The sequence below is a fragment of the Telluribacter sp. genome, from assembly GCF_035998675.1.
GTDB lineage: Bacteria > Bacteroidota > Bacteroidia > Cytophagales > Spirosomataceae > Telluribacter.
The window spans coordinates 17,833-43,535 of sequence record NZ_DASYHI010000013.1; the positions used below are offsets into that span (position 1 = coordinate 17,833).

At 51.5% G+C, this 25,703-nt stretch carries 26 protein-coding genes; 7 read left to right on the forward strand and 19 right to left on the reverse strand.

All coding sequences use genetic code 11. The features are described 5' to 3' along the window. Positions 1-90 precede the first annotated feature (90 nt). From VGN67_RS05125 to VGN67_RS05140, 4 genes are all read right to left on the reverse strand, one after another. Positions 91-675 carry a Crp/Fnr family transcriptional regulator gene (locus tag VGN67_RS05125; protein WP_327485702.1) on the reverse strand — a complete coding sequence of 195 codons (585 nt, stop codon included), beginning with the start codon at positions 673-675 and terminating at the stop codon, positions 91-93. Between the two features lie 47 nt (positions 676-722). Beyond that, positions 723-1,193, reverse strand: coding sequence for a RidA family protein (locus VGN67_RS05130; RefSeq protein WP_327485703.1), 471 nt, complete (start codon positions 1,191-1,193; stop codon positions 723-725). Between the two features lie 40 nt (positions 1,194-1,233). Further along, a complete protein-coding gene (locus VGN67_RS05135; RefSeq protein WP_327485704.1) occupies positions 1,234-1,788 on the reverse strand; it encodes an NAD(P)H-dependent oxidoreductase in 555 nt (184 codons plus the stop codon). Between the two features lie 68 nt (positions 1,789-1,856). Next, positions 1,857-2,450 (reverse strand): Crp/Fnr family transcriptional regulator, encoded by a 594-nt coding sequence (locus VGN67_RS05140; protein WP_327485705.1) that lies wholly within the window; start codon positions 2,448-2,450, stop codon positions 1,857-1,859. Positions 2,451-2,624: 174 nt separating this feature from the next. Between VGN67_RS05140 and VGN67_RS05145 the strand changes: the two genes are divergently transcribed. After that, a complete protein-coding gene (locus VGN67_RS05145; protein ID WP_327485706.1) occupies positions 2,625-4,187 on the forward strand; it encodes a serine hydrolase in 1,563 nt (520 codons plus the stop codon). A gap of 431 nt (positions 4,188-4,618) precedes the next feature. Here the strand turns inward: VGN67_RS05145 and VGN67_RS05150 are convergent, their stop codons facing one another. Continuing rightward, positions 4,619-5,257 (reverse strand): carbonic anhydrase family protein, encoded by a 639-nt coding sequence (locus VGN67_RS05150; RefSeq protein ID WP_327485707.1) that lies wholly within the window; start codon positions 5,255-5,257, stop codon positions 4,619-4,621. A gap of 20 nt (positions 5,258-5,277) precedes the next feature. Beyond that, positions 5,278-6,171: a bestrophin family protein gene (locus tag VGN67_RS05155; protein ID WP_327485708.1), complete on the reverse strand. Its 894-nt coding sequence runs from the start codon at positions 6,169-6,171 to the stop codon at positions 5,278-5,280. 109 nt (positions 6,172-6,280) lie between these two features. On the opposite strand from VGN67_RS05155, the gene VGN67_RS05160 reads away from it, so the two are divergent. From VGN67_RS05160 to VGN67_RS05180, 5 genes are all read left to right on the forward strand, one after another. Then, a complete protein-coding gene (locus tag VGN67_RS05160; protein WP_327485709.1) occupies positions 6,281-6,442 on the forward strand; it encodes a hypothetical protein in 162 nt (53 codons plus the stop codon). A 134-nt stretch (positions 6,443-6,576) separates the two neighbouring features. Beyond that, entirely contained in the window at positions 6,577-7,953 is a 1,377-nt protein-coding gene (locus VGN67_RS05165) for a Gfo/Idh/MocA family oxidoreductase (RefSeq protein WP_327485710.1), read from the forward strand. A gap of 92 nt (positions 7,954-8,045) precedes the next feature. Beyond that, positions 8,046-8,849 (forward strand): SAM-dependent methyltransferase, encoded by an 804-nt coding sequence (locus tag VGN67_RS05170; RefSeq protein ID WP_327485711.1) that lies wholly within the window; start codon positions 8,046-8,048, stop codon positions 8,847-8,849. A 338-nt stretch (positions 8,850-9,187) separates the two neighbouring features. Further along, positions 9,188-10,030, forward strand: a complete 843-nt coding sequence (locus VGN67_RS05175) for an alpha/beta hydrolase-fold protein (protein WP_327485712.1) — start codon at positions 9,188-9,190, stop codon at positions 10,028-10,030. 128 nt (positions 10,031-10,158) lie between these two features. Beyond that, complete coding sequence (locus tag VGN67_RS05180; RefSeq protein ID WP_327485713.1) at positions 10,159-10,668, forward strand: GNAT family N-acetyltransferase; 510 nt, start codon at positions 10,159-10,161, stop codon at positions 10,666-10,668. A 71-nt stretch (positions 10,669-10,739) separates the two neighbouring features. Here VGN67_RS05180 and VGN67_RS05185 read toward each other — a convergent pair whose 3' ends face one another. The 8 genes from VGN67_RS05185 to VGN67_RS05220 form a co-directional block, all read right to left on the reverse strand. After that, positions 10,740-11,354 carry a class I SAM-dependent methyltransferase gene (locus tag VGN67_RS05185; RefSeq protein ID WP_327485714.1) on the reverse strand — a complete coding sequence of 205 codons (615 nt, stop codon included), beginning with the start codon at positions 11,352-11,354 and terminating at the stop codon, positions 10,740-10,742. 124 nt (positions 11,355-11,478) lie between these two features. Beyond that, positions 11,479-11,850: a RidA family protein gene (locus VGN67_RS05190; RefSeq protein ID WP_327485715.1), complete on the reverse strand. Its 372-nt coding sequence runs from the start codon at positions 11,848-11,850 to the stop codon at positions 11,479-11,481. 184 nt (positions 11,851-12,034) lie between these two features. Beyond that, positions 12,035-12,844: a hypothetical protein gene (locus tag VGN67_RS05195; protein ID WP_327485716.1), complete on the reverse strand. Its 810-nt coding sequence runs from the start codon at positions 12,842-12,844 to the stop codon at positions 12,035-12,037. A 120-nt stretch (positions 12,845-12,964) separates the two neighbouring features. Continuing rightward, on the reverse strand, positions 12,965-14,308 hold the full coding sequence (locus VGN67_RS05200) for an FGGY-family carbohydrate kinase (protein ID WP_327485717.1): 1,344 nt from the start codon (positions 14,306-14,308) through the stop codon (positions 12,965-12,967). A gap of 229 nt (positions 14,309-14,537) precedes the next feature. Further along, positions 14,538-15,824, reverse strand: a complete 1,287-nt coding sequence (locus tag VGN67_RS05205; protein ID WP_327485718.1) for a TIM barrel protein — start codon at positions 15,822-15,824, stop codon at positions 14,538-14,540. A gap of 336 nt (positions 15,825-16,160) precedes the next feature. Continuing rightward, positions 16,161-16,862, reverse strand: a complete 702-nt coding sequence (locus VGN67_RS05210) for a GDSL-type esterase/lipase family protein (RefSeq protein ID WP_327485719.1) — start codon at positions 16,860-16,862, stop codon at positions 16,161-16,163. Between the two features lie 86 nt (positions 16,863-16,948). Then, positions 16,949-17,263: an L-rhamnose mutarotase gene (gene rhaM / locus VGN67_RS05215; protein ID WP_327485720.1), complete on the reverse strand. Its 315-nt coding sequence runs from the start codon at positions 17,261-17,263 to the stop codon at positions 16,949-16,951. A gap of 244 nt (positions 17,264-17,507) precedes the next feature. Next, a complete protein-coding gene (locus VGN67_RS05220) occupies positions 17,508-19,622 on the reverse strand; it encodes a bifunctional rhamnulose-1-phosphate aldolase/short-chain dehydrogenase (protein ID WP_327485721.1) in 2,115 nt (704 codons plus the stop codon). Between the two features lie 152 nt (positions 19,623-19,774). On the opposite strand from VGN67_RS05220, the gene VGN67_RS05225 reads away from it, so the two are divergent. Next, the gene (locus VGN67_RS05225; RefSeq protein ID WP_327485722.1) at positions 19,775-20,785 is read left to right on the forward strand and encodes a GntR family transcriptional regulator; all 1,011 of its coding nucleotides are present in this window, start codon (positions 19,775-19,777) and stop codon (positions 20,783-20,785) included. Positions 20,786-20,841: 56 nt separating this feature from the next. Here VGN67_RS05225 and VGN67_RS05230 read toward each other — a convergent pair whose 3' ends face one another. The 5 genes from VGN67_RS05230 to VGN67_RS05250 all read right to left on the reverse strand — a co-directional run bounded on the left by VGN67_RS05230 (position 20,842) and on the right by VGN67_RS05250 (position 25,622). After that, positions 20,842-21,546 (reverse strand): hypothetical protein, encoded by a 705-nt coding sequence (locus tag VGN67_RS05230; RefSeq protein ID WP_327485723.1) that lies wholly within the window; start codon positions 21,544-21,546, stop codon positions 20,842-20,844. 6 nt (positions 21,547-21,552) lie between these two features. After that, entirely contained in the window at positions 21,553-22,233 is a 681-nt protein-coding gene (locus tag VGN67_RS05235; protein WP_327485724.1) for a hypothetical protein, read from the reverse strand. Positions 22,234-22,479: 246 nt separating this feature from the next. After that, entirely contained in the window at positions 22,480-23,817 is a 1,338-nt protein-coding gene (locus VGN67_RS05240; RefSeq protein ID WP_327485725.1) for a TolC family protein, read from the reverse strand. A gap of 166 nt (positions 23,818-23,983) precedes the next feature. Beyond that, a complete protein-coding gene (locus tag VGN67_RS05245; protein ID WP_327485726.1) occupies positions 23,984-24,646 on the reverse strand; it encodes an ABC transporter ATP-binding protein in 663 nt (220 codons plus the stop codon). A 172-nt stretch (positions 24,647-24,818) separates the two neighbouring features. Further along, positions 24,819-25,622, reverse strand: coding sequence for a pentapeptide repeat-containing protein (locus tag VGN67_RS05250; protein ID WP_327485727.1), 804 nt, complete (start codon positions 25,620-25,622; stop codon positions 24,819-24,821). Positions 25,623-25,703: the final 81 nt, after the last annotated feature.

Genomic DNA, 25,703 nt, shown 5'->3' on the forward strand with positions numbered 1-25,703 from the left:
TTGTGTTTTAGTGATGCTACAAAGTTCATGTACCACCCCTTAGCAGACGATGAAGTAGGTTAAGAAAGCAGGTTAAACTAGATTAAGATACTACTGCTCGTAGATAAGCTGGCTTCGGATCTTGCTCAGGAACTCGGGTGTAATACCCAGGTAGGAGGCAATCATGTACTGCGGTACCCGCTGATCGATACGGGGGTACAGCTTGCGGAAGAAGAGGTACCTGTCTTTGGCGGGCATGCTCAGGTTCTGTACCACTCGCTGTTGAGAAGCTACGTACGCTTTCTGAATAATAATCCGGAAGAACCTCTCCAGCTTAGGTATTTGGATGTACAGCTCCTGCAGGTCTGAATACATAAGCTGAGCCAGCACACAATTCTCCATACATTGAACATTTAGCGAGGCCGGGGTTTGACTAAGAAAACTACCCAGGTCACCCGTCCACCAGTCTTCGATGGCAAACATTACGATATGCTCATGCCCCTCCGGGTCCATGTGGAATGACTTCAGGCAGCCCGACAACACAAAGTTTTCGTACAGGCACACATCGCCCTGCTGGACTACATACTGCCCTTTGAGGTACTTCCTGAGCCTTACTTTGGAAAGAAACAGGACCTCTTCTTCCTGGTTCAGATCTACATATCTGCGCAGATAGTCAAGCAGAGGTTTGGTATCCATAAGCGTAGAAATTATATATTCATGGCTAACAAATGGTATTTACTCAACTATAATAGGGTAAATGTACAACTTATCCCTACACTAAAGTTGCGGGGTAATTTGTGCACTCCAAATATAGACCGGGTGTGCTGTCCTTTCTCTTCCAGTACTTTAAGAAACAAGTCAGAAGCGCCATTGGCTACCAGCGGCCCATCGTCCCACTCCTCCGCCGACTGATAGTATACGTCGACATGATTTAGCCCTAGTACCTTATCGAAGCCCACATAATTCTCGACCTGGGCCACGGCATTCATGGCCGCCAGAGTGGCCGCTTCGTAGCCTTCGGCGGTGGATAGCTCCTGTCCCAGCCGCCCCCGAAAGTGGTACTCTTTACCCCGGATCGGAAACTGAATGGCTACGTAGGCAATGGCTCCCCGCACGTTGACCGATACATACGAACCACCCGGCCGGGGCAGGTCCGAGACAGAGATGCCCAAGGCCAGTAATCTTTCCTGTAGCGGACTTAATGTTTTTTCCATGACTGTTTAATAAGGTCGTTATCTCAAGTACTATTTCAGGCTAAGCGGCCGGAGCCACTTCAAATACTTCGGCGGTAAGTTGTTCAAGGGCTGCGGCCAATTGCTGGTCTTCCGGATAGGTAAGGCTTTGCGTAGCCTCATTGTACTTTTCCTGAAAAGGACCTACCGAGAAGGTACCTACTACGTTTCCTCCCCAGCGCGGGAAAAGACTTTTCAATATACTCAGGCTGGACTGACCTCCGTAGCTACCCGTGGAAGTACTCATAAGCAGCACGGGCTTTTTTTCAAATATATTCTGGTCAATCCGCGACAGCCAGTCAATGATATTTTTGAAGAAGGCGGGTAGCAGTCCGTTATGCTCGGGCGAAGCAATGATAAATCCGTCCGCTTCGGCCAGTACCGCACGGAGTTGCCGGATGGCCTCCGGTATACCCGCTTCTTCCTCGGTATTTATTCCATAGACAGGTACTTTGATGTCTGCCAGGTTGATGAGCTGTACTGCTTCCTGTGGCAGCTTACTGATGGCTACTTCTACCAGTTTCTGGTTGATAGACTGGGCACTGTTACTTCCGGCAAATGCAATGATCTTTTTCATAGGGCTAACCTTTTTTGTTTGTGTTGCACAAAGGTCCGGAGGACTCCACTGAAAAAAATTAATGTACCTTAAGAAACAGGACCTTCCGCCCCTTTTTTTCGAATGCTGCTCAAAAACTCGGGTGTAATGCCCAGGTACGAAGCAATCAGGTACTGCGGCACGCGTTGCTCTATGTCGTGGTACTTTTTGCGGAAGTCCAAGTAGCGTTGTTCGGCCGGTTGGCTCATGCTGCGCATGGTCCTCTCCTGCAAAGCCACGTAGGCATTCTGGGTCTTGATCCGGAAAAACCGCTCCATCACCGGGGCCTTCTGCAACAGTTCTTCCATCGAGTCACGGTGGATCTGCAGGATCACACTGGGCTCTATCGCCTGTAAGGTACTCCGGGCCGGCAACTGGGTCAGGTAGCTGTACAGGTCATTGATCCACCAGCCCTCAATGCCGAACAACATGATATGCTCCTTTCCCTTTTCATCTACATTAAAGCACTTAAAGCACCCCTTCGTGATGAAGCGCATATGCTGTGAAACATCACCCTGGTGCAAAAGTATTTCCTTTTTCCGGAGCTCTTTCACCTTAAATTCTTCCCGAACGTAGCCTTTGCTCTCTTCAGAGAGGGGTACTACCTGCTGGATGTGTTCCAGTAAAGCGTCGTAGTGATTCATGCCTGAACTATGACTGTTGAAGCCGATATGAGCGTATCTGCCTAAAAGTACCAGAATAGTCGGTAAATGCGGATGCAGCTACCCACCAAAGCTTTTTTTCTTTTATATTTAACCTTTGGCCCGGCTCTTAGGCTCCCATTTACATTACTTCATCAAGCTTTTTATACAACACCCATGTACCCATTTTTTCAACTGTCCCGTAAACTCCTTTTAGTATTTACCCTGATAAGTACCTGTTTCTCCTCCCCTGCTCTGGCACAGGCGCCGGTGAAGGTAGACATTAAGAAACTGGATGCCTACTTTGCCAATGCCCAGAAAGCCTGGGGCGTACCGGGTATGGCCGTGGGTATCGTGAAAGATGGCAAGGTAGTATTCTCAAAAGGATACGGCGTCACTACTCAGGGTACTTCTACGCCCGTCAACGATAAAACGCTGTTCGCCATTGCCTCCAACTCCAAGGCCTTTACTTCCGCCATCATAGGAATGCTGGTACAGGAAGGCAAGCTCAACTGGGACGATAAGGTTAAAGACCACCTGCCGTACTTTGCCCTGCCCGACTCCTACGCCACCGACAACGCTACCATCCGCGACATCCTGAGCCACCGTACCGGCCTGGGCACCTTCTGTGGCGATATTGTGTGGTATAATTCTAATTTTTCGTCCGAAGAAATCATCCGGCGTATCAGGTACCTGCCACAGGGTTATCCGTTCCGGGCGGGCTACGGCTACTCCAACCTGATGTTTATTACGGCGGGGGAGATTATCAAAAAGGTAACGGGCAAATCGTGGTACGAAAACCTAAAGGAACGCATCCTGGACCCGCTGAGCATGACCCGCACCATCGTGAATATAGATCAGGTAGCCAGGCTGGGAAATGCCGCTTCACCACATGCTTTGATTAAGAATACTACCCATAAACCTATACCCTACACCAGCTGGGAGGAGATTGCCGCTACGGGTGGACTGATCTCGAGCGTGGAGGATCTGAACAAATGGATGATCTTTAACCTCAATAACGGCATCCACGGCAAGGACACGCTGCTGACGCCCCGCACCCGCAACATGGTCTGGACCGTCCACAACAGCTTTCCGGTCGACCGCACCAAACCCAACGACTACGGAAGTACCTTTGCCGGCTACGGCCTGGGCTGGGGGCTCCGCGACTACCAGGGCCACCTCAAAGTATCGCATACGGGTGGCTACGACGGCATGATCACGTCCATCAGTATGTTGCCCGACCAGAACCTGGGCGTGGTGGTACTGACCAACGGACTGAAAGCCCCCATCAACGCGATGGCGCACTATACCTTCGACGCCTTTCTGGGCCGCCCCGAAACCGACTGGTCGCAGAAAGACCTTGACCGCACCAACCAAGCCTACGCCAGTGACACCCGCGTCGCTGACCTCAAAGCCAAACGCATCCTGAACACCAAACCCACCCAGCCCCTGACCGCCTACGCCGGTACCTACCATACCGACGTGTACGGCAACATAACGGTAAGCGAGAAGAACGGCGCGCTGGAAATTAGTTTTGAGCATACGCCCAACCTGAACGCTACGCTTTCGCACTGGCACTACGATACCTTTCAGCTGCACTGGAAAAAGCAGCATCCCTGGTTTACCTTCGGCACCGTGAAGTTCACCACTGACAACAATCAGCGGGTAACGGGTATTGAGTTTGAAGTACCTAATGACGACTTCTGGTTCTATGAGCTGAATGCGAAGAAGGTGAAGTAAGGGAATATATCTTTATACAATGAGTGCATTGTCTACTATTGTATACTGGGCCAATGCACTGGTACTTACACTGCCCAAGCTATTCATGGGGTAAAAGATAAAGAGAATCCTAACAGCAATTCAGGAGTACTTATCAGTAGTGTACGCAGGAATGCGTGTGCTGTCTACTTAACTAAAAATCGACGTCTGGGCATAAGCCTATGCACTACCATTCGCTTCAAAAAGCCCCGCTGGGGGCGACACTTTAGTAGCAGAAACAGGATCAAATGTAATGGCAAAGCCCTAGGGGCCGCCGCCGCGCGGGGCGGCACCTTATCAACTCATAAGAGGGTCCGCGGGAAGCCTTAGTTAGCTTCACCGCGGACCCTTTATTTTACGCCCTTTACACTATTCAGCGCTTTCTGACGGTATCGGGGCTACCCTTTTAATGATTATGCCTGGGTTTCCTGCTCAAAAAATGTTACTATACCCGTCGAAATATCGTGCATACCACCTACGATACTGATTTCGCCTTTTTCAATCATTTCCTTTAATACCGGACTCCGCTGCTGAATGGCTTCAACCGTTCTTTTCACATTGATTTGGGAGACTTTTTCTACAAACTCGCCATTTTTCGAATTACGGTTTTCCCGGGTAGTTTGTTCCTCCTCAACGGCAGGTCGTATTTTAGTAAGCAGTGCTGTCAGATTGCCCATTTCTACCTGATCGCACGCCCCTTTTACGGCTCCGCATTTTGTATGCCCCAGCACAACGATAATTTTTGAGCCGGCTACCTTACAGCCAAACTCCATACTACCCAAAATATCTTCGTTAATTATATTTCCGGCGATACGAACGCTGAAGATATCGCCAATCCCCTGATCAAATATTAATTCAGCAGAAGTCCTGCTGTCAATACAGCTTAGAATGACGGCGAAAGGATATTGTCCGTTTGAGGTTTCATCCGCTTGTTGTAAGAGATCCCGGTCCGCTTTCCGGTTATTTACAAACCTTTCGTTTCCTTCTTTCAGTAAATTCAGAGCCGAAGCAGGCGTGATGGACTTTTGCATTTCTGCGGTTAACGTTCTCATTCTTAATAGAGTTTAGATGGTTATGATAAATAAAAAACTTCCGGTTGATGTGGTGCAGGAACGTCCGTTTCCTTGAGTAACTGCCTGATATTAATTTCTATTGTCCTTGCTATGGCGGTCATTGCCGTATCAGTAGGGCGGTTTTCGAATGGGTCCTGCATGTGCGTTGCCGACTTTTCCAGTAAAAAGAAGGCCATTGACAACACCATTAGCAAGGGTATTTCAAAATATCCGGCTACGTCTTCCAGCGAGATAGAGAGCGTAATGACAAAAAGATAAATAATATAATGCAGAAAAAGCCGGTAAGTAACAGGAAACACAGTAGACTTTATGCGTTCGGCTTTGCCCTGGGCTTCACAAAGCCGCACCAGGGTACTGTCCAGTTGTACTTGAGAAAATATATCCAGCTGGTTATTTTCTTTTAGCTCTTTAATATCTCTTCCGTGCATTTGCAGCAGTGCCAATGATTTGTTGTTGTGCAATTTCATAGCAGCAAGATCTTCCGCAGACAGCAGGCCTTCCAGGTTATCCAACGGATTTAATCCTCTCAGGCTTTGCCCCAGGCAGTAGCACCAGGCTATCTGCCGGTAAGCTATCGTTCTTATTGCAGTCTCATTCCCCTTGGCTGCTAACATTTGAAGCTGAATAACAAAGCTGCGGGAATCATTCACTATACTTCCCCACACTTTACGAGCTTCCCACCACCTGTCGTACGATTGATTCAGCTTGAATGAAAGCAGAATAGAGATGGCAGTCCCGATAAAGGCAGGTACTGTTAAAGGCATTTCCGGCAAAATATCCTGGAAAATATCAGTAAGGAAAAGAACACATATTGAAATAATGAGTACAAATATAAATTCAAATTTTACTTTGTTAATTATGTAAGCAACCGGCACTTTCTTATTTAACAACATACTGCCAATTAGTTAAAATAATACCGAACGTAGAGACTCGTATACCTAAATCACCCGGATGAGCCAAAGACTGAAAAGACTCTATATTCTTTAACGACTGGCAGGGTAGATGTGTTTTCGTACGCAGGCAAGACTTCGACCGCACCCCTGGTTTACCTTCGGCTCCGTGAAGTTCACCACCGACAACAACCAGCGGGTAACGGGTATTGAATTTGAAGAACCCAACGACGGCTTCTGGTTCTATGGGTTGAAGGCCAGGAAGATAAAGTAGAGTTTGACTATCAGGTACTTTTGTTCAGCACAGCCGACCACTGTTGAATCCAGCGTACAACCTGACGGGCTTGTACCGGCTCCTCCTGCCTTAGAACTTTTCCAAACGAATATTCACCTAAACCCCTGTGTCCTATGAAAAATAAACCAAGTCAGGATTCACGCCGAGATTTTCTGGTCAAGGCCGCCACTGCGGCCATGGCGGCTCCTATGCTGTTCAGTTCTTCCGCTGAGGCTTCTTCCGGTCCAGCTTCCAAACTCCGGCACGCCTGCATCGGCGTAGGGGGCATGGGCTGGGGCGACTTACAACAGTTCAAAAAGCACCCGCAGGTCGAGATAGTGGCGCTTTGCGATGTGGATGAAAACAACCTTAAGCGGGCCGCTGAATTTGTACCGGGCGCGCGCACCTACACCGACTGGCGCGAACTACTCAAAGCGGAAGCCGGAAATATCGATTCGGTCAACGTAAGTGTACCCGATCACAACCATTTCCCAATTGCCGTTCAGGCCATCCGCGACAAAAAACATGTGTACTGTCAGAAGCCGATGTGTCATGATGTGGCCGAAGTACGTGATTTAACGAAAGCGGCCGTCAAAGCGGGCGTTATGACCCAGCTGGGTACCCAGGTAGCTTCCAGCATGGGCGACCGCACGGCGGTACAATGGATCAAACAGGGAATTATTGGAAAAATAAAACACGCCTATTTGTGCTCCAACCGTCCGGGTGCCGTGGCTAAGTACCGGCTGGTGGGGCCGCGTCCGGCCCAGGGACAGGAAGTACCGGCGCATCTGCACTGGGATCAGTGGCTCGGAACGGCACCCGTTCGTCCGTACGCTCCAGACATTTACCACCCGGCTATCTGGCGCACCTGGCAGGATTTCGGAACGGGCTGGTCCGGCGACATAGGTTGCCATATTTTTGATGCGGTCTGGAAAGGGCTGGGCATGAAAGCCCCCCTGTCGGTACAGGCGGAGGTTCAGCAGTCGTGGCAGGATTCACCCGAGCGCCGGGCCGACACCTGGCCCCAGGGCAACCATATCACCTGGCAGTTTCCGGGCAATGCCTTAACGGAATCAGGTACCTTGACGGCCGAATGGTTTGACGGAGAATTTTATCCGCCGCAGGAGATACGGGACCTGTACAAGGACGGCGAGTACCCCGCCGAATCGGCCATGCTGATTGGTACCGAAGGTGCCTTACTGATTCCCCACGGGAAAATGCCGGTAATTATCCCCAATGGTAACGTAAAAGACTATACGACTCCTACCCTGCCCGAGCGCAACCATTACCATCACTTTGTGGATGCCTGCCTGGGCGGCGAAAAAACCGAATCGCACTTTGCCCAATCCGGCCCCATGACCGAGGCGGTCTTACTGGGTACAGTGGCGATAAGGGTACCCGGACAATTGCTGAAATGGGATGCGGCTAAAATGAAATTCCCGAATTATCCGGCCGCTGACAAGTACCTGCGGCGTACCTACCGCAAAGGCTGGGAAGTGAAGGCCGTATAAAAATAAAGTACCTATTTAAGGGCGTTGTGGGTAGCCTTTCAGAGGAAGGCTACCCACAACGCCCTGTCAGTACATCATGCAGAAATCTACAAATGAATAATCCGTTTTCCCAGAAAGAATTCCCCCGCTCCTCGGCTTATCATCCCGACTGGATCAGGGCGGGCGTGAGCGGCGGAGCCAATGCGCTGTGGCTGACAGAGTGGCTTGCTCAGGCTATGGACTTACGGCCCGGTATGCGCGTACTGGACCTGGGTTGCGGACGGGCCCTATCCTCCATTTTCCTCCACCGCGAGTTCGGAGTGCAGGTATGGGCCACGGACCTGTGGTGTAGCGCCGACGAAAACCTCCGGCGTATCCGTGACGCCGGGGTTGAGGACGGCGTTTTTCCTATCCATGCCGATGCGCGTTCCCTGCCCTTCGCGGCGGAATTCTTCGATGCCATTGTGAGCATTGATTCTTATTTTTACTACGGCACCGACGACCTGTACCTCAACTACCTGGCCCGCTTTGTAAAACCCGGCGGACCAATAGGGATCGCGGGGGCCGGCCTGATGCGGGAACTGGAAGGGGTGCTACCCGAGCATCTGCGGGCCTGGTGGACGCCCGAACTCTGGTGCCTGCACTCAGCCGACTGGTGGCGGCGGCACTGGGAGCGGACGGGTTTCCTTGATATTGGACTGGCCGATACCCTGCCCGAAGGCTGGCGCTTGTGGAGGGAATGGCACCTGGCCATCGCTCCTGACAACCTGCCGGAGATTCAGGCCTTGGAGGCGGATCAGGGACGTTATCTGGGCTATGTACGATGTGTGGGGCGTCGACGGGAAGGCATTCAGCTGGAAGAACCCATCGTGTCGATACCTACGCAGTACACAAAAACCCCTCTGCTTGTTAAGTAAGTTTAGTCGGATAAGGAAGTACCTGCTAACAAAAAAACTGGACGGCGGCGTAGAAGATCAGGCACATTCCCAGCATTGTAAGCGTGTACATGATGGCATCAAAGGATAAACCATTCATATACAGCACATACTGGGTCAAAAAGCCTATACCCAGCACCGAAGCGCCAATACCCGCCGACAGCAACCCGCGTTTTTGTCGTTTTTCATTCGTAGTTTTTTTTCGGGAACCAGGGCAGACTCCATGAAGCCAATAGGGCTTAGGAAAGAGTTTAAGGATAATTTTGCAGAACTAATTCTTCGAAAACAGTAAAGTACTTCCCAACAAAGTACTTTCCAACATGGCATCTACTTATTTTAAAATCCAAAGAGAGCTCTTGAACGAAACCAGGCTACCCCATCGGGCCATAAAGCGGCTCCCTTTACCGCCAGTCCTGCCCCTGATAGGCTGGCTCCTGATACTTGGCGGTTGCTTTTTATCAACCTTATGTGAAGCCCAGACCAAAGTACCTGGCCCGCAACAAGGTACCTCCGGACTGCACGAAAGAAAACACCGTGCCGTAGTGAGACGTAGCGTGGAAATGCCCTACCTCCTGTACCTGCCGGAAGAATATGCGCAGTCAACCCAGCCATTCCCCCTGATCCTCTACCTGCACGGCGGCAGCGCCCGGGGCAATGACCTGAATAAAGTAAAGAAAACGGGCCTGCCGGCTTTGCTGGCAGAGGACCGGCACTTTCCCTTTGTCGTGCTGGCTCCCCAATGCCCCAGTGGCGAAATCTGGACCGATGCTGAAAGCCTCGTCAGTCTGCTGGATCAGATAGCTACCACTTACCGCATCGATACCACCCGTATGTACCTGACCGGTCATTCCATGGGTGGCCGGGGTACCTGGTACCTGGCCTACAGGTACCCTGCGAAGTTTGCTGCCATTGCGCCCATGAGTGCGCTGTCTACCATCGAAAGCTGGGCCGATGCGCTGGTGCATACGCCCGTCTGGGCCATCCACGGAGCGAAAGATGAAGCAGCCCCCATCAGTAATTCGGAAGTACTGGTGAATAGAGTAAAGGCTTTGGGAGGAAACGTACGCTTCACGGTATTACCTGAGGCAGATCATTTTATCCTGGACCGGTACGAGGATAAAGCCCTGTACGAATGGCTGCTGAGCCACCGGAAGGTACCCTGACCAGTCATCATAAAGCCAAATTCAGCAAGATTCGGGTTTTACAAATACGATTTAATGAGCACTTTTGCGGTATATAATCGCTTGGGTTGGCTGGAAAGCCAGGTACCCTACTTTATCTCTCTTAAAAAATGGAAATAGCTTGTTGTTCCGCTACGGATGCCGACGCAATCTTAAAATTATACGAGGCCGCGAGAAATCTTCAGACAGCCCGCAATGTGGTAGTCTGGCCCGCCTTCAGTAAAGAGTTCATCGAAGCTGAAATTGCGGAAAAGAGGCAATGGAAGCTGGTCATCGGGGAGGAAATAGCCTGCAACTGGGTGATTACCTACGAGGATAAAGACATTTGGGAAGAAAAAGAAAAGGGCGATGCTATCTATATCCACCGGATTGCCACCAACCCGCACTTCCAAGGCAACCGGTTTATTACTCCCCTGGTAGACTGGGCCAGAAACCACGCCCGTGAAAATCAGAAAACATACATCCGGCTGGATACCCTCGGCAACAACACCCGACTTATTCAGCATTACACCAGCGCGGGTTTTACATTTTTAGGTATTGTTCAACTGAAGGATACTACCCAATTACCCGCTCACTACCAACATGAACCCAAGTGCTGCCTTTTTGAAATACCGCTTTGAGAAAGTAGCAGGCTGTATCGGGTGAGGTTTCAAAGTACTCTTTGGGGACACCGTACACAGCACAGCCCCCGCTACTTTCCGACCATGCCGTAGTAAAGGTAGCTGAGGATCTTTGGCGCACCCTGGGCGTACTGTTTGGTTAAACGCTCAAACCTAAAGCCCGCGCCCCGAATCAGGTCTTCTATGTTCCGGTTGAGGTGACAGCCTTCGGCCAGTACTTTCTGAATGGGATTTACACGGTGCTGCCATTTCTGAACGTGGTACTCATTACTTAATCCGTGCTCGACAAAGATGAACCTGCCATCCGGTTTGAGCACACGGTAGATTTCCGCCAGACATTGATCTACGTTTTTGATGCTGCAAAGCGTCCAGGTACTTACTACGGTATCAAAGGTACTATCCGGAAAAGCTAAATTTTCCGCGTCCATGATGTGGTAATCCACCCGGATGCCGGATTTTTCTATGTTTTTACTGGCCAGCGGATTCATCCCCGCGTTGACGTCGATGGTATGGATCTTCTTCACTTCTTTGGGGTAGTAGGGCAGGTTCAGACCAGTACCAAACCCGATTTCCAGGATTTCGCCCTCAGCAAAGCTCAGCATTTCCTGCCGGTACTTGCCGATTTCTTCACCTGACATACCCAGGTTCATCAGCCTTGGAAAAACGTACTTTGAATAGATACCCATAGCCCTTGAAGTTGTAGTTAAGTACCTGAGACAGATTTGTTTACTTCACTACTAATGTACATTAATAAATACAGAAGAAAACAGAGCGGACAGAAAATATTTCGGGTTCAGCGCAGGCGGGATATCACACTGCCGCCAGTACCTCTACTTCGATCAACGCGCCGAAGTGTAGCTCCCGGGTAGGGATTATTGACCGTACTGGTTTATGCTCACCCATAAACCTGCTGTACACGGCATTCACCTGATCCCACAGTGCTATGTCTGAAATGTACAGCCGCACCTGAATGATTTTATGGATGGAACTTCCCGCTTCCGTAAGTATAGCCTTCACGTTGCTGAACGCTACCAGGGTTTGGTCTTCGATGCTTTCAGGAATTTCTTTGGTGACCATATCCCGCGGAAGTTGTCCCGATAGGTACAGTAGTCCATTGTATTCAATGCACTGCGAGTAGTGCCCGTTGGCCGCTGGCATGGTGGGGGTACTGATGATTTTCATAGTGGTAGCAGTGCTTGGTTCAGGTACTAAACTTAGGTGATTGTCCCGCTAACCCCGATTTGTAATCGGGCGTTGAATCATCTTGCGTTTAAAACGCGATTTGACACAACTCTGTTTGCAAATCAGGGTTAGCTGAGAGGAAATTATTTCCTTATGCAAACCTGAGTTTAATAATGGCCAGCGATTAATAATACTCTAAGTCTGTTGTGCCCCCATTCTGACGGATCCGAATTGGCAGGCCATCCCGGCGATACTCATAGGTCAACCCCTGAACGAGCTGATTATTAGGACTTAGAAATAAAGCATTCGCCCAATAAACCGTATTAAAGTAAGGGTTACGTCCTGTATCATACTCATAGGTAAAGGTGCGGTCTGCGACATCAGGAGAAGCATTACTGTTTTCCTCCCTGACAACTATTACGTTACCTCGAGTATCATAGGTCAGTAGCTGCGTAAGTGTGCGTACGCCATTGGCATCAAACCGGAGTACCTTCGTCAATTGCCCCTGTGCGTTGTATTCGTAGGTACTTTTGCTTCGAAAGTCCCATTTACCGCCCAGTTTAAGGTATGTTCGGCTCTCAACCACGCGACCGGCTGCGTCGGTAGTCAGTTCGTCATAACTCGTCCACTCGACCGGTCCAGTGCAATTGTATACACTTGAATAGCCGCAATTATTAGAAAATTGCTGGACGAAGCGTAAGCGACCTTGTTTGTCGTACCGATACTGAACAGCTGATTCTACCGCATCAAAACGGAAAAGTCGCCACTCCAATAACTGGCCTCGCTCATTGTACCGCCACTCACTACTGGTTTTACCGCTCTTTGATTCACGCTTGAGCCGACCAGCGGCAGCGTCAAAGCCGGCAAACGGTTGATAGGAAGCGGGTAAATCCGCAAACGAGGCAACAGGAGCATCTGACGGTGACACATCGCCTGGCCGCTGACAACCAGCGTGGAGGATTATAAGGCTTACAAACGTTAAAAAATAGCGCATAAGATTTCGCGAAAAAGTTAACCTCAATCCACTGACCTATCACACCTTCAATAGGTTGGAACTCTTTGCAAAAAAGCCGCGTCCCGGTTAGCATAGGATAGACCCGCGCCATACCTTCCCCTACACCACCACTTTCGTAATCTTCCCCGGAAACTCAAAGTTCTGCGGGCGGGTAACGTGCAGGGCGGCACCCAGCGCCGTGGCGTAGGGTAGCTCGGTGGTGCATACTTCGTGGTTGGGGAACTGACGGGCCAGAAGTTGGGCAAAGATGAAGTTTTTGGAGAAGCCCCCGTCTACGTACAGGGTAGGTACTTCCTCCACGCCAATCAGCTGTAGCGACACGGCCAGAATGTTAACCAGGCCGATGAGGAGGTGATGGTAGGCGGCCTCGGGCGAAGCGAACGCGCTTACCTGCCACTCCTGCGGGCTGGGCTCGGGGAAGGGACCGTTGCCCTCCATCAGAGCGGGGTAAAAAGGTGGTGCCGGGGCGGTAAGGTACTTCTCATCAAACGAAATCTTTTTGTAAAAGTCCAGTGGTACCTTGAAGTACTCCGCGATGCGCTCGACCTGGTGGTCGTGCTCGCGCCCCATAAACACCCGCGAGGCTTTAACGCCGCTGCCTTCGGGTGTCATAAAGTGCAGACAGTCGCGCTCGAGCTGGTCGAAGGTAAGCGGCCGGGCCACAAACGGATTGAAGTTGATACACCAGGTACCCGTCGAAAGCAGCACAAAAGGCTTTTTGAACGCCGAGCGGTAAGGTATGAGGGCGGCGGAGCTGTCGTGCAAACCGAAGCCTGACTGCATAACCCGGTCGCCATCGCGGGTGATAAAAGACGATGCTGCCAGCATGGGAGCCACTACTTTGTGAATACCTTCGGCTTTGGTCCACTCGTGGAAGTCCATCATTTCAAAGCTCCACAGCAGGGTATGGCAGCCAATGGAGGTAAAGTCGCTTACCTTGCGGCCCGTGAGCAGAAACAGGATGTACTGCGGCAGGTGCAGGGTTGTTTTGATGGTACTGTATACCTCCGGCTGAGTGTACTTGATCCAGTAGATCTGCAGGCCGGTGTTGAGCATACCCATAATGGGCGAACCGGTCTGCAGCGCCAGGCGCGTAGGGTCGCCGTAGGTACTGAAAAACTGATGCGATACGGCCTGGGGGTAGGGCTTGAGGTAGGAGTAAAGCGGCGTAACGGGCTGGTCCTGCGCGTCCAGATGTACCAGCGTAGCACCGTAGCCGGCCACATTGATGGCTTTGATGGTAATATCTTCCCGCTTCTTCAGGTCTTCCCAGTGCCCCTGTACCCACTGGGTCAGCAGCGCCAGGTCGTCGCAGGGAAAACCATCCTCATCCGTCGTTTCGGGAAGCGTTTCATTATTTTCTTCTACAATCTGGTACTGCTCATCAAAAAGAACCCATTTCTTATTGGTGCGCCCAATGTCAAATACCGCCGTTACGTTCATTATATAGTGCTAAGTAGCTGTTAGCTATTAGTTTGTTAGCCATTAGTTATTTATATATCTAAAAATCAGCCCCTTACAATTTGGTTTAACAATTGCAAAATGCAAACTGATTTCGATGTAGTACTTAAATCAACATCTGTGATTGGTTCTACCTCTTTTTTTAGGTCAATATACAGACTTTATGTTTTACTCCTACCGTACCCGCTCTGGATTCTGGCAAATGGTAAATTTACAGGCCGGTAGCTACCGCGTAGCGGCCCCGCTGCCCAATGCGCTCCTCACGAATACCCAACTGCCGGTACAGACCCACCGGATCAAGGGCGGCTCCATGCTGACGACGAGCTTCGGCAACCAGTGCCCTTACATCGGTCTGGAAAGCACTTTCCAGGATTTCCTGCGCCCGTACCACGTCGTTCTGTTCCTGGGCGGCAAAAAGTGCGTCGGTATCCACCAGCAGGGCTTTAGCGTAGGCCATCTTGATCGCCTGCACCGACTGCAGCAGGTCCTCAATGGGGTCTTTGGTATTGTGGCTGGCGTCAATCATCCAGGCCAGGGCCGGGTTCTTCACCGACGGGTCGTTCATCCCCTGTACCAGTTCGCAGAAGATCAGGAACAGCTGGTAGGGTTTAGTAGCGCCGGTAGTGAGGTCGTCGTCGCCGTACATGGAGCCGTTGAAGTGGAAGCCTCCCAAGCGGCCAAAGTGCATCAGCCTACCTACTATCTGCTCAATGTTGGTATTGGGCAGGTGATGGCCCAGGTCCACAAGTACCTGCGCCCGCTCGCCGATCTGCTGGCAGAGGGTGTAGGAAGTACCCCAGTCGGGTATGACCATGGAATAGAAGTTGGGTTCGTAGGGCTTGTACTCCACCAGCATGGTCCAGTCGGAGGGCATGCCTTCGTAAACGGCCGTGAGCGAGTCCAGCGTGCGCTGGTAGGCCCGGCGCAGGTGGTGCTGTCCGGGAAAGTTGGAGCCGTCGGCCAGCCATACGGTCAGCGTTTTGCACTCGTCACCCAGGGCTTTGCCGTACTCTACTACTTCAATATTATGGTCAATGGCCTGCTTCCGGACCTCCGCCTGCGTGTGGCACAGCGAACCGAATTTGTACGAATGCGGCTGGTCTTTCTGGTCCTGAAAGGTATTGGAATTAACCGAATCAATACTAAGCCCGTGCTGACTCAACAGCTCCTTCGTTGCGGCGGCATCGCCGGGTATATCCCAGGGTATATGCAGCGAAATACTATTAGACGAGCGGTTCAGGGCGTGAATTAAGCCTACATCTTCAATTTTTTCTTCCAGGTTACGTGGTTCGCCACCAATGGGGAAGCGGCCGAAGCGAGTACCGCCAGTACCCAGTGCCCAACTCGGAATGGCTACCTGAAAATTTGCTACTTTCCCTAAAAGCTGCTCTACGTTCTGTCCCTGCCGTTCCAGGCTCTCGGCCAGGTAACCCCACTTGAAATCATGGTCGGCACTTTTGGATTGATTATATTCCTGTATCTGATTCTTTTCTAGCATCTTAGTAAATAGCTGTTAGCTGTTAGTCTTTTCTTTTTCCGCGGCCAGCGTGGCCCGGCCCCCTCCTCATTGAACATTATACATTAGAAGTGTACGAAGGAATTCGAATGATGTCGCTCCTTCGGAGCTTCTATAAATTGATTACTATTATTTCTACTAAAGTGTCGCCCCGGAGGAGCGCCCCCCGCTGGGGCTTAAAACTCTCCTAATCGCCAACCTGCTACGTAAAGTGTAACAGTACCCTGACGGCCCATGGGGACACGGACCAGGGTAGTACATCTGTCGACGCCTCCGTCAAGCTCCCCCTTCATTATACATTTTTAATTATACATTACTTTACCTGACTTCCTTTTCCAGAATCGGCTTCAGTACTGTAGTCCAGCGGCGGTAGCCTTCGGCGTTCATGTGGAGGCTGTCGGAGCGGAAAATACTCCCGTCGGGACGGCCGTCTTTGAGCATCACCGGCCATACGTCGATGTACTCGTGGTTACGGTCGGTTTTAATAAAATTCTTAATCAACTGATTGGCCCGTTGTACCTCCGCCCGCCTTGCCCAGCGCGAGGGCGACGGCTTCATGGAAACGTAGTACATTTTTACGTCGGGCAGGTCCTCCCGTATTTTTTGGGTAAGGGCCACGTAGGCATCCCGGTTTTGCTCGGGCGTTTTGGCTTTCTTGCCGAACATGTCGTTTTCGCAGTAGACCACGATGGTCTTGGGGTCGTACTTCAGCACGGCCCGGTCGGTGTAGTGGATTACCTCGGGTAGCGTAGAGCCGCCAAAGCCCCGGTTAATAATGGGTAGCGGTGCCAAGTCTTTATCTGCCTCCTTCCAGAGGGCAAAGCTCGAACTGCCGGTCAGGACTATGCCGCCGGGCGTGGGATTTTGCTCCGCGTCGCGGCTTTCGAAACCTTTTATTGTACTCTCAAAACGGTCAATGGCGTAGTCGGGCTCCCAGGGTTGCCCGATGGACTGGTAACCGGGTTTTTGGCAGGCAACGGTACCGGCTACCAGGAGGAGGAATATAGATCTTTTTAACATTGTAAATTTACATTAATTGTCACTTACCAAAGCCCCGCGCCACTTCTTCTTACTCCCTTTCCTCTGCGTTGAAGCATTCCACCCGATTACTCCATGTAGAACACCTCCTGCAGCGGAGTACTTACGGGCGAGTTATCCGGGTTGCTTTCCATGATATCTTTCATGTAGGCCCACCACTTTTTCATAACGGGATGATTAGGTAACTCCCGGCGGGCGGCTTCGTCGGCCACGTTCATCACACCGAAGAGTACATTTGTTTCTTCGTCCAGAAAAATGGAGTAGTTGCCGATACCGCTCTGTTTCAGCAGCTCGTGCAGCTCCGGCCATAGTTCATCGTGACGGCGCTTGTACTCGTCGGTTTTTCCTTCGTGGAGGTACATTTTAAAAGCTACTCTGGACATTTTTGTGAATGCTGAATTAGGAATTCTGAATGCTGAATTAATTACGGCCCTCCTCTTTTTTCTTATGCCCCTACGTAAAAACGATATTCAATGGCAAAAAAAGTACTTTCCCTGACAACCAGAAAAAGTACCATTTTCCCGACAGAAACAAAAAAAGCTCTTCTCCTCAAATAGCAAAAAAGTACCCCCCCCTGTCAGGCAAAAAAAAGCCCCTCTCCCGGCAGGAGAGGGGTTGGGGTGAGGTTTACCGTACAAAACTAGGGGCAAAGCCGCCGTCTACGTTCAGTACGTTACCGGTCGATTTTTTCAGAGAACCATCTACCAGTACCCGCACGGCGCTGGCGATGTCTTCGGGCAGGATCTCCTCGTTCAGGATGGTCCGTTTGGCGTACAGCGCCGGTAGCTCTTCCACCGACACACCGTAGGCCTTGGCACGTCCTTCGGCCCACTCGCCTTCCCAGATCTTGCTGTTGCGAAGTACTGCGTCGGGGTTCACCGTATTCACCCGGATTTTATCTTTACCCAGCTCGGCGGCCAGCAGGCGGCTCATGTGCAGCTGGGCGGCTTTGGCCGTACCGTAGCCTACGTTGTTAGGTCCGGCAAAGAGGGCATTCTTGCTGGCAATATTCACAATATCACCGCCGGTACCCTGCTTCCGCTGAATCTCTACGGCCTGCTGCGACACCAGGAACTGGCCTTTCACCAGAATATCCTGCAGACGGTCCCAATCCTGAATGGTGGTTTCTTCCAGCGGTTTGGAAATGGATATACCCGCGCAGTTGATGATAATATCCACGCCACCGTAGGCCAGAACGGCCTGCTTCAGCGACTCGGCTACGGCATCGGCCTGGGTTACGTCCACGCCTACCGAGCGTACGTTGTCCTTGCCGTAGGCCTTCCCTACTTCGGCCTGGGTTTCTTCCAGCAGGTTGCGGTCGGCCAGTACGGCTACGGCCCCCTGCTGCATCAGTTCCTCGGCAATAGCGCGACCGATACCCCCCGTTCCGCCGGTTACGTAGGCGACTTTGCCGGACAGCGACTTGGGCTTGGGCATCCGCATCAGCTTGGCTTCTTCGAGCAGCCAGTACTCAATATCAAAGGCCTCCTGCTCGGGCAGGGCTACGTACTCACTCACGGCCTCCGCGCCTTTCATGACGTTGATGGCGTTGGTATAAAACTCGGCGGCCACGCGGGCGGTTTGCTTGTCTTTGGCAAAGGTAAACATACCCACCCCCGGATACAGAATCACGACCGGATTGGGGTCGCGCATGCCGGGGCTGTTGGAGTGCCTGCTGCGGTCGTAGTAGGAGGCGTAGTCGGCGCGGTAGGCTTCAAACTTGGCGCTCAGGTACTCCCGGAGTTCTTCCTTGCCCAAGTCGGCGCGCATATCGTCCAGCACGAGGGGGCGGATCTTGGTACGCAGGAAGTGGTCGGGGCAGCTGGTACCCAGCCGGGCCAGCTTTGTCAGATCGTTGGAATTGATGAATTCAAGTACCCGCTCGTCGTCGGAGAAGTGGCCCACCATGGAGCGGAACTGCGAACAGTAACCGCGCAGGTAAGGAGCCAGCTCGGCGGCTTTGTTTTTCCGTACCTCCGGCGCTTCGCTCTCTATTTTAGCCCCACCAAATATAGGACGATCTTTGCCGTAATGGGCATTCAGATAGGCCGACGCTTTTTCGATGGCGTTGAGGCTATTGAAGTAGCTTTCCTCGGCGGTAGCGCCCCAGGTAAACAGGCCATGGCCACCCAGAATAATAACTTCCACGTCCGGATTTCGGGTAAAGCAATCGCCGATTTTCAGGCCCAGGTCAAAGCCCGGACGCTGCCAGGGTACCCACTCTACCTTGTCACCCCAGATTTCGCGGGCGATGGCTTCGCCGTCTTTGGAAGCGGCAATGGCAATAAGCGCGTCCGGGTGCAGGTGGTCAACGTGTATATGGGGCACAAAAGCGTGCAAGGGAGTATCTATGGAAGGAGCGGCCGACTCCAGATCGAACAGGCAGTAACCAAACAGCCCTACCATTTCGTCTTCGAATTCGAGGCCGCGGTAGCGGTCTTTCAGCGCCAGCAGACGGTTATGGTACAGCCCGGCCAGTCCTTTGCGCGTAAGGGTACCTATATCGCCGCCCGAGCCTTTGATCCACATGACCGGTACCTGCTCGCCCGTAATCGGGTCTTTTTCGTAGGTTTTTACGCTGGTATTACCCCCGCCGTAGTTGGTTATGCGCAGGTCGCTTCCCAGCATGTTGGAGCGGTACAGCAGCAGGGCCACTTCATCACCGGCCAGCGAGGCGGCATGGGCTTCATCCCAGTAATTATTGACGTACTGATAATTTTCTGCAATGGTCAGATTACTCATAGGGTTCCTGGATTTGATAGTACTTTTAAAGTTATTTCAAAGATCAGTTACTTTATATTGAACCGTGTCCTGTGCTTTCCTGTGAAAGAGTATAAAATTCGTCATATTTACCCCAAATTAGTTTTAGAAGAATTCCGTTAATAGCAGGCCGTATGATTCAGATTGATCCGGATTCACCCGTTCCCAAGTACCGGCAGATTGTCGCCTCGGTGGAGCAGGCTATCAAAAAAGGCGAGCTGCAGCGCGACCAGCAGCTGCCCTCCATCAACGAAATGGCCGAGGAACACTACCTCGCCCGCGATACCGTCGAAAAAGCCTACAATGAGCTCAAGGAGCGCGGTATAATCATGTCGGTGCGGGGCAAGGGGTACTTTGTGCAGGCGCCGGTTTCCAATAAGCTGCGCGTGCTGCTGGTGATGAACAAGCTCAGTGCTTATAAAAAAATTATTTACTACGCTTTCCTGAAAACCCTGGGCAACAATGTCACGGTTGATGTAGTCATCCACCACTACAACGCCCTGCTCTTCAAGGAAATATGGGAGGCGCACCGGGGCAAGTACAGTTTCTACGTCGTGATGCCGCACTTCTACGAAGGTACCGACAAAGTAGACGTACGCCAGCTTCTGGAAGAAGTACCCAAAAACGAACTGGTGCTGCTGGACCGCGACCTGCCCGACCTGACGGGCGAGTACCTGGCCATTTACCAGGATTTTGAAAAGGATATTTTCCGTGCCCTCGAAAGCGCCGACGACCTGCTGGCCAAGTACCACGAGCTGGTGCTGGTATTCCCGAGCGACGGGCAGTATCCGGCCGAAATTGTGCGGGGCTTCCGTAACTACTGCATCAACTTCCAGAAAGAATTCCGGATTCTGGAAAACGCCTACGAAGAGAACATCAGCTCCGGTACTGCTTACGTGGTGGTGGAGGAAACCGACCTGGCCGAACTGCTCAAGAAGGTACGGCAGTCGGGCCTGGAACTGGGGCAGCAGGTAGGGATCGCCTCTTTCAACGACACCACCCTCAAAGAGGTACTCGCCGACGGCATCACGGTCCTGACCACCGACTTTGAAACCATGGGCCGCACGGCCGCCGCGCTGCTCCTCGACGGCAAGCGCATCAAAGTCAAGAATCCGTTTATGCTTATACGTAGAAAATCGTTGTGAGAAGGAGGAAAGGAGGAAGGATTAATTTCCCCTTTTCTCCCTTCATCCTTTTATCCTTAATAAAAGTACCTAAAGCCCAGGCCTACGTATCCGGTGTTCAGGTCGGGCTGTAAAGTGTAACTAAGCTGATTCTGGGTATAGGTATTTTTTTGGGTATTGGGAGCCAGGCCGTACTCTTCTTCAACCCTGCGGCTGAACATCATACTCAGTGGGGTAATGCCGGCGACGCTACCCTGCAACGCCCATTTTTCGGCAAACTGCCATAAGACTCCTCCGCTGAGGTTCACGCTGAGAAAATAGGAGTGGCGCTGCGACTGATTGGCAAGTACCCAATTCCCGCCTATTTTGGGTGAATTCGCTACGGTAAAAAAATTCTGTAACTGATACGATACCCCCAGCGATGGTCTGGCAAATAAGGTAAATTTTTCACCCACCGGCAGGTAAAACTCCACAAACCGGTCAAGCCCAAAGCCCATACTCCCAACTTTCCGAATAGCGGGCACGTAGTTTTCGAACTTATTCATCCTTACCGAGTTCTGCAGCGACCAGCCTACCGCCCGGTTTTCCCTCGTAAACTTACCTATGGCCAAACCAAGGGAGTGATTGTAATTATTATGAATAGTTGAATTTTCTCCGTAGCGGTTGGCTCCCAGATCTACATTTCCACTGATAAAATGCTGCCCCACCTGGTATTGGGCCTGTGCATGGTTACCAGCCAGTAAGGCTACTCCCAGCAGGAATAGATATATGGTCTTTTTCATAGGTACTTAGTTGGAGGTTGGGGTGGAGTAACGAGCAATCCGGAGGGTGATGTATCGGGGTACAGCCGTACCAGCGTTTGTCGTGAAGGAAAACCGATGCTGGTCCGGGCTTTTAGGTGTATAAAATGCACTTAAACTCAATATATTGGCATAGCCCTCAATGGCCCAGCCCTTTTTAGGAAAATGATACACGATACCCGGCTTGATTCCGAGCTCATGCTGCCAGCTTTTGGCCTCCCTGCTATTGGAGTACCCTACCCCTGATGCTCTGGTAAATTCCCAGCGGTAGCCTGTCCCCAACTCGGTGTGCAGGAAAAGCCACCAGCGGTCGTTCAACGTTCGGTACTTCCTAAAATAAGGCAACAAGGCTATGGACTGATTAAGGTAGCGGTACTGGGTTTTTGAAGTCAGGTCTTCGCTTCCTTCCGGACGGAATGAGTACCTTACCCCAACGCCTAGCATCGTGCTGGCATTTCGGAACCTCCCGAACTGCAGCTCTGGCTGGATTGAAAGGAAACTCCCCTTCCCTTCGTATGTATTGATCTCTCCTTTACTTTTACTGATTCCCCCCTGGCTACTCACAGTTCCACCCCAGTAGCGGGTACCTTTTGTTAGCTGAGCGTGAACGGGAAGAGCAAGGGTACTGACTAGCAGCAGGAGCCCCCACAGAAGAGTATGTTTAATCATGGTGGTATGATCGGTTGAGGAGGTAATATATATAATTCCTTTACATTTTACGCCAACGCGGCAGGTATTTAACCTTTTTTAGAAGAAAAGGCTAAAATCACGAGTACTTCCAAAAAAATAGGGCGGCCAGAGGCCACCCTATTTCTGTAACACATGATTTACATTTTCCACAACCTAATACTCTGAGGAAAGTCGTACAGCGAAGCCGTTATGTTGCACCCCGGCTTTGCTTATTTTCATTTCTTTTTAAAGTACCCCGTTCCAGCCGCCCTGGCGGTAAAACTGCAGCAGGCGCTGGCGCATCTGGTACTCGTAGCGCGAGCGGATGGCGTTGGCCTGGGCGCGGGCCAGATTGGCCTTGGCCAGTGAGTACTCGAATATATTGGCGGTGCCGGCATTGAGGCGGCTTTCGATCATTGAAAAACTCATAGTGAGGGATTCCAGTTGGCTTTGGGCCGCCGAAAAGCGGTCGGTAGCGGCGTTGGCGTCCAGTACTGCCTGCTCAATGGCCTGCCGTAGCTGCTGACGGGTCAGGTCGAGCTGGTTTTGGGCGATGCGCTCCTGTACCCGGGCCGAAGCTACCCGCGGCCGGGTTACCCAGCGACCCATCAGGGGTATGTTCAGGCCCACGCTCAGGCCGCCGTTGCGGGTAGCGTTCAACTGCTGGAAGTAGTCCAGGTTGGCGTTGGTAGAGGCGTAAAACGCCCCGAAGTTAGACGACAGGTTCAGCGAAGGAAAATTATCACCCTTGATGGCTTTTACCAGGTACGAAAAGCTCTGGCGGCGCAGCTCGGCTCCCCGTAGTTCGGGAAATACTTTCTGGGCGTCGTCAAAAATTTCCTCCGCGCTCATGGTACCGTTGAGCTGCTCGGCCGGAGCCAGCGGTTCCAGCTCCACGCTATCGTTTGGGGGCAGGTTCAGGAGTTGAAACAGCAACAGACGGGCAGCCCGGTAGTTGTTCAGGGCCGTAACCTGGTCAAAGCGGTCGTTGGCCAGCTGCGCTTTTATTTCGTACAATCCACCCTCTCCTACTACTCCCGCACTAACCTGCTTCTGGACGCGGTCGACCTGCTGCTGCGAGGCTGCTACCTGCTCAATTGCCGCTTCGTACAGGGCTTTGGTAGCCAGTACCTGCACATAGGCCTGTACCAGCAGAATGGTCTGCGCGTTCAGGATGGCGGTGCGGTTCTCGATGGCCGACTCGCGCAGCAGCTGATTCTGGCGAATCTGGTTCTGGATCTGAAAGCCCTGAAAAAGATTCATCTGTAAACCCGCACCCACGTAGTTGGAGTTGTAAAGCTGGTCAATGTAGGCGTTGGTAAAGCGGTCGATACTCCGGCCCAGGTTCACGCTCTGGCTCGTTCCCAGGGACAACTGGGGTAACTGCTGCGACTTCACCTGACGCCACTGGGCATCGGCGGCTTCGGCCTGTAGCTGTCCGTCGCGGTAGGTCAGGTTGTTCTTGGCCAGGATTTCCACGCACTCGCTCAGGCTTAGTGCATTGTCCTGAGCGGCCTGCGCGGCTGCGAGCCTGGGAACAAGGAGGCTGGCAACAAAACTGAGTAGTAGTAATAAGTACTTCATGGCTATTTTAGGTTGTTAGGAGTTAGGCTATTAGCTCTTAGCCTTACCTTTTGATTTTCGGATACTTCTTTATGTTTTTACAAAACCTGCTAACAGGACTTTTTACAGGGTATTGATTTCAGAACTCTGAAGCTAAAAGCTAATAACTAATAGCTCCCCAGCTAACCTACGCCAGCCAGCCGTCCTTCAGGCGTACGACGCGGTCGCCGTAGGCGGCGTTGGCTTCGGAGTGGGTTACCTGCACAATGGTCACGCCATCCTCTTCATTCAATTTTTTGAACAGCTCCATAATTTCCACGGCCTGCTCCGAGTGCAGATTTCCGGTGGGTTCGTCGGCGTAAATCACCTTCGGGTTATGAACAATGGCCCGGGCTACCCCTACCAGCTGCTGCTGTCCGCCCGATAGCTGGTGCGGAAAAAGGTCCTTCTTAGCTACCATATTAAAACGGTCGAGGAGTTCGGCGACGCGGCTTTTGCGCTCAGAGCCAGACACTCCCTTGTACAGCAGCGGCGTTTCGATGTTTTCGTATACCGTCAGTTCGTCAATGAGGTGGTACGCCTGAAACACAAAGCCGATGTGGTTGCGGTGCAGGTCGGTCCGTCTTTTTTCGGACAGTTTATGAACAGGTTCGTCCAGAAACAGGTACTCGCCTTCGGAGGGTTCTTCGAGCAGCCCCATAATATGCAGCAGGGTAGACTTGCCCGAACCCGACGGTCCCATAATAGAAACAAATTCTCCTTCCTTAATATCTAAGTTAATATTACGGAGTACGTAGGTTTTACCAAATCCGGCGGGGTAATACTTGGATATTTTCTGAAACTGTAACATCAGCGTTTGTATTGGGGGTTATAATAGAAGAATTTCAAATTGCATACCAGAAGAACCTACTGCTGATATACAGCCATTTAAGCATATTCATCGCAAAAAAACCGTCCGAAATCGCACACTTTTGTACGTTTTCGGACGGTCAGGAAAGAGCCCCAAACCCGGCGGGTGAAGCCTAGCGGTTGGTGGAAATATAGCGGCCGCCTTTGGCGTACTTGAAGTCACTACCGCGGCTAAACGTTACCTGACTCAAGTCGCCTTCGCGCTTGAAGTCGGTGTACTTAAAGTCAGCGAAACCCTGAAAATGGGTACCCTTGAACGTCACGCCATCCTGAAAGTGAGCGTACTTAAAGTCGGCGGTCTGGTTGATACGGGTAGCGGCAAAATTGGCCTGGTCGTTAAATTTGGCGTACTTAAAATTGGCGGTATTTGAAAAATCAACGTTGGCAAAGGAAGTACCTTCGTTGAAGTGAGCGTACTTGAAGTTGGCCGGGTGCCGGAACTTGCTATCCGCAAAAGATACGTTCTCGGCAAAATCAGAGTACTTGAATTCGGCCAGCCCCTCGAAGGTACAGTTTTCAAAAACCACTGCTTCCTTAAAATCGGCGCTGTAGAGGGTCTGGTCGTCGCTGTCATTGTTCAGCACGCTATTGAGCAGGCTGCGGCGACGGCCTTCTTTGTCCACTACCTTGTAGGCAAGTACATCGCCCCGGAAGGTACAGTTGCGGAAGGTAATAGGTACCTCTACCCGGCTCTTGTACTCCCTTGAATCGTTGTTAGGGCGTTTTACCAGCCTCTTATTCGACAGTTCCGTTAGGTCCAGGTCGCCCTCAATGGTTTTGTTACTTACTTCTACGGCTCGGTTGTTATCAATGTTCAGAAGTAATTCTTTCGCCGAAAGGGAAGACTGGGCCGTAGCCGGGGTAGCCAGCATAACTGCCAGCGCGAAAGAAAAGAGTAAGGATAGTTTCTGTTTCATGGCTTATTGAGTTTTAGGTTTTTACTATTTGGTTAACAGATGGTGAGGAAGGAGCAAAGGTTGCATGAGTTTTGAAAAAAG